Source organism: Microbacterium sp. 13-71-7 (assembly GCF_002257455.1).
Lineage (GTDB): Bacteria > Actinomycetota > Actinomycetes > Actinomycetales > Microbacteriaceae > Microbacterium.
Genome location: NZ_NCKN01000330.1, coordinates 1 through 3,318 on the forward strand (window position 1 = coordinate 1; position 3,318 = coordinate 3,318).

Genomic DNA, 3,318 nt, shown 5'->3' on the forward strand with positions numbered 1-3,318 from the left:
CATCGTCGGGATCTCGCCGACCTTGGGACGGGAGACCAGCAGGATCACGGTTCCGGCGACGAACATGACGATCTCGATGATCGGCGTCATGCTCACCGGGTCGCCCGAGGCGTCGAGCGGGCGGAGCGCCTTGAACAGGCCGAAGAGCACGATCACGGCGACGCCGAGCAGGAAGATGATCGCCGCGTTGCGGCCGGCGGAGGTCACGGTCACGTCGGCCTTGACCTCCGCAGCGCCCGTGCGCGGCGGCGCGAGCTCGCCGCGGGCGATCTTCGCCTGCACCTCCGGGTCTTCGGCGAGCTCCTTGCCGAGGCGGTTCACGACGAAGCTCGAGACCACGATGCCGACGACCGCGGCGGGGATCGTCACCTTGAGGATGTCGACGAGCTCGAAGTTCCACGGTGCCACGTCGGTGAGCGTCACCATCGCGGCCATGGCGGCCGAGACCGGGCTGCAGGCGAGAGCGACGCCGGTCGCGACCACCGAGAGCGAGAGCGGGCGCGACGGCCTGATGCCGTTGCGGTAGGAGAGGTCCTGGATCACGGGCAGCAGCGGATAGAGGATGTTCGAGGTCCCCGCCCCGACCGAGAACAGGAACGAGATGAGCGGGGCGACCAGCGTGATCTGCCTCGGGCTGCGCGCGATGAGCTTCGCGGCCACCGACACCATCCAGTCGATCCCTCCGGCGGACTGCATCATCGAGGAGGCGAGCACGACCGACAGCACGATGAGGAGCGCGTCCACGGGCGGCGACCCCGGCGGCACACGGAACACGAACACCAGGATCGCGACACCCGTCCCTCCCCAGAGGCCGAGCCCCACGCCGCTCGAGCGCGTGCCCATCACGATGCAGCCGAGGACCACGATCAGTTCTGCGATGAACAGGGCGATCTGCATGTGCGTCTCCTCGAGGGTCGCGGACGCGGCCAGCATATTGGTCCCCGACCCCCGGCGCACCTCCCCTGTCCGGCGCGGCGGCTCTCCCCGTCCGCTCCGTCGCATGACAGTCTGGACGCATGAGGAATCTGATCGTGCGGTTCGCGTCGCTCTACGTCTTCAACGTCGTCGTGCTGCTCGTGATCGGCTGGCTGACCCCGGCGAGGGTCGGGCTGCACGCGCTCTGGGCGTCCGTGATCCTGACCCTGGCGACGCTCGTGCTCAAGCCGATGCTGAAGCGGGCTGCGACGTCCCTGTCGGCCGGCGGCACCAAGGTCGTGCAGTACCTCGCCGTGTTCGTGGTCGAGTTCGTCATCTGGCTGCTCACGGTCTGGCTGAGCGGCGTGCGCGCCGGGAACGTCTGGGGCTGGATCGTCCCGCCGGTGATCCTGCTGATCGGCTGGGTCGTCTACGACCAGATCGACGACGCGCTGTCCCGCAAGGCCGGCGAGCTGTACGACGCGGCCGGCGCGAGGATCTCTGCGTCCCGTCGCGGATCCGCCTCACCGACGTCATCCGCTGCATCCGTACCGTCCGCACCGTCCGCCGGATCGTCGCGCGCGACGGCCGCGGGGCGCGAGGAGCTCCAGGACGGACTCACGCCGGAGCAGCGGCGCATGCTCGACGAGCTCGGCTGACCCTCCGACCTCCTGCGCCGAAAGGGGCGGATCCGACGACTCGTCGGATCCGCCCCTTTCATCCGTGCGGCCTCAGGCCGCCGCGCGCTCCGCGGCCTCGACCACGTTCGTCATGAGCAGCGCGACCGTCATCGGGCCCACGCCGCCGGGGTTCGGCGAGATCCAGCCGGCCACCTCGGCGACCGCCGGATCCACGTCTCCGTAGACCTTGTTCTTGCCGGTCTCAGGGTCGGTCTCGCGCGTCACGCCCACGTCGAGCACCGCGGCGCCGGGCTTGACGTCGGCGGCGGTGATGAGGTGCTTGACGCCGGCCCCGGCGACGATGACGTCGGCCTCGCGCAGGTACGGCGACATGTCGGGCGTGCCGGTGTGCACCTGGGTGACGGTGGCGTTGATGTCGCGGCGCGTGAGCAGCAGGCCCATCGGGCGTCCGATCGTGACTCCGCGGCCGACGACCACGACGTGCTTGCCCTTGAGGTCGTAGTCGTTGCGCAGCAGCAGCTCGATCACGCCGCGAGGCGTACAGGGCAGCGGCGTGCGGATCGGCGCGTTCACGTTCAGCACGAGCCGGCCGAGGTTGGTCGGGTGCAGGCCGTCGGCGTCCTTCGCGGGGTCGATCCGCTCGAGGATCGCGTCGGTGTCGAGGTGCTTCGGCAGCGGCAGCTGCACGATGTAGCCGTGGCAGGCCGGATCCGCATTGAGCTCGTCGATGACGGCCTCGACCTCGGCCTGCGTGGCGTCGGCCGGCAGCTCGCGCTGGATCGAGTTCATCCCGATCGCCTCGGACTGCCGGTGCTTCATCCCCACGTACAGCTGCGACGCCGGGTCGGCCCCGACCAGCACCGTGGCGATGCCCGGCACGATGCCCTTCTCCCTCAGCGCGGCGACCCGCTCGGTGAGCTCGGCCTTGATCTCGGCCGCAGCGGCCTTGCCGTCCAGAATCTTCGCGGTCATGTCAACACTCCTTCATACCCGGGTTCATATGACCGCGAGACTGCAACTCGGCGACGAGACAGCGCATCTCATCCGCAGTCTCGTCGCGGAGTTGCAGTCTCGCGGTCAGGAAAGGATCTGTGCGATTACTGCTGCAGGTCCGGGTAGAGCGGGAAGGCGGCCGCGAGCGCGTCCACGCGGGAGCGCAGCGCCTCGACGTCGGCGCCGGGCTGCAGCGCGAGCGCGATGACGTCGGCGACCTCGGTGAACTCGGCGTCGCCGAAGCCGCGCGTCGCGAGCGCCGGCGTGCCGATGCGCAGACCCGAGGTGACCATCGGCGGACGAGGGTCGTTCGGGACGGCGTTGCGGTTGACCGTGATGTGGATGTCGTGCAGGAGGTCCTCGGCCTGCTTGCCGTCGATCTCGGCATCGCGCAGGTCGACGAGCACGAGGTGCACGTCGGTGCCGCCGGAGCGGACCGCGATGCCCGCGTCCTTCACGTCCTGCTGCGAGAGACGGTCGGCGATGAGCGCGGCGCCGCGCAGCACGCGCTCCTGGCGCTCCTTGAACTCCGGGGTGCCGGCGATCTTGAACGCGGTCGCCTTGGCCGCGATCACGTGCATGAGCGGACCGCCCTGCTGACCGGGGAAGACGGCCGAGTTGATCTTCTTCGCGATCTCGGGGTCGTTCGTGAGGATGAAGCCGGAGCGGGGGCCGCCGATGGTCTTGTGCACGGTCGAGGAGACGACGTGCGCGTGCGGCACCGGGTTCGGGTGCAGACCCGCGGCGACGAGTCCGGCGAAGTGGGCCA

3 protein-coding genes and 1 pseudogene are annotated in these 3,318 nt (G+C 69.8%); 1 reads left to right on the plus strand and 3 read right to left on the minus strand.

Annotation, left to right across the window (positions count from 1 at the left end):
- The coding region (locus tag B7X32_RS19685) for an anaerobic C4-dicarboxylate transporter family protein (protein WP_292723630.1) at nucleotides 1-897 on the minus strand (897 nt) is incomplete at its 3' end.
- A 119-nt stretch (nucleotides 898-1,016) separates the two neighbouring features.
- Between B7X32_RS19685 and B7X32_RS19690 the strand changes: the two genes are divergently transcribed.
- A complete protein-coding gene (locus B7X32_RS19690) occupies nucleotides 1,017-1,574 on the plus strand; it encodes a hypothetical protein (RefSeq protein ID WP_292723632.1) in 558 nt (185 codons plus the stop codon).
- Nucleotides 1,575-1,646: 72 nt separating this feature from the next.
- Here B7X32_RS19690 and B7X32_RS19695 read toward each other — a convergent pair whose 3' ends face one another.
- Nucleotides 1,647-2,528 carry a bifunctional methylenetetrahydrofolate dehydrogenase/methenyltetrahydrofolate cyclohydrolase gene (locus B7X32_RS19695; RefSeq protein WP_292723634.1) on the minus strand — a complete coding sequence of 294 codons (882 nt, stop codon included), beginning with the start codon at nucleotides 2,526-2,528 and terminating at the stop codon, nucleotides 1,647-1,649.
- A gap of 125 nt (nucleotides 2,529-2,653) precedes the next feature.
- Nucleotides 2,654-3,318: pseudogene (locus B7X32_RS19700) on the minus strand (serine hydroxymethyltransferase); the annotation flags it as partial.

Coding starts and splice junctions, on each gene's coding strand:
- B7X32_RS19695 (WP_292723634.1), bottom strand. CDS start 2,528: ATGACCGCGAAGATTCTGGACGGCAAGGCCGCTGCGGCCGAGATCAAG.
- B7X32_RS19690 (WP_292723632.1), top strand. CDS start 1,017: ATGAGGAATCTGATCGTGCGGTTCGCGTCGCTCTACGTCTTCAACGTC.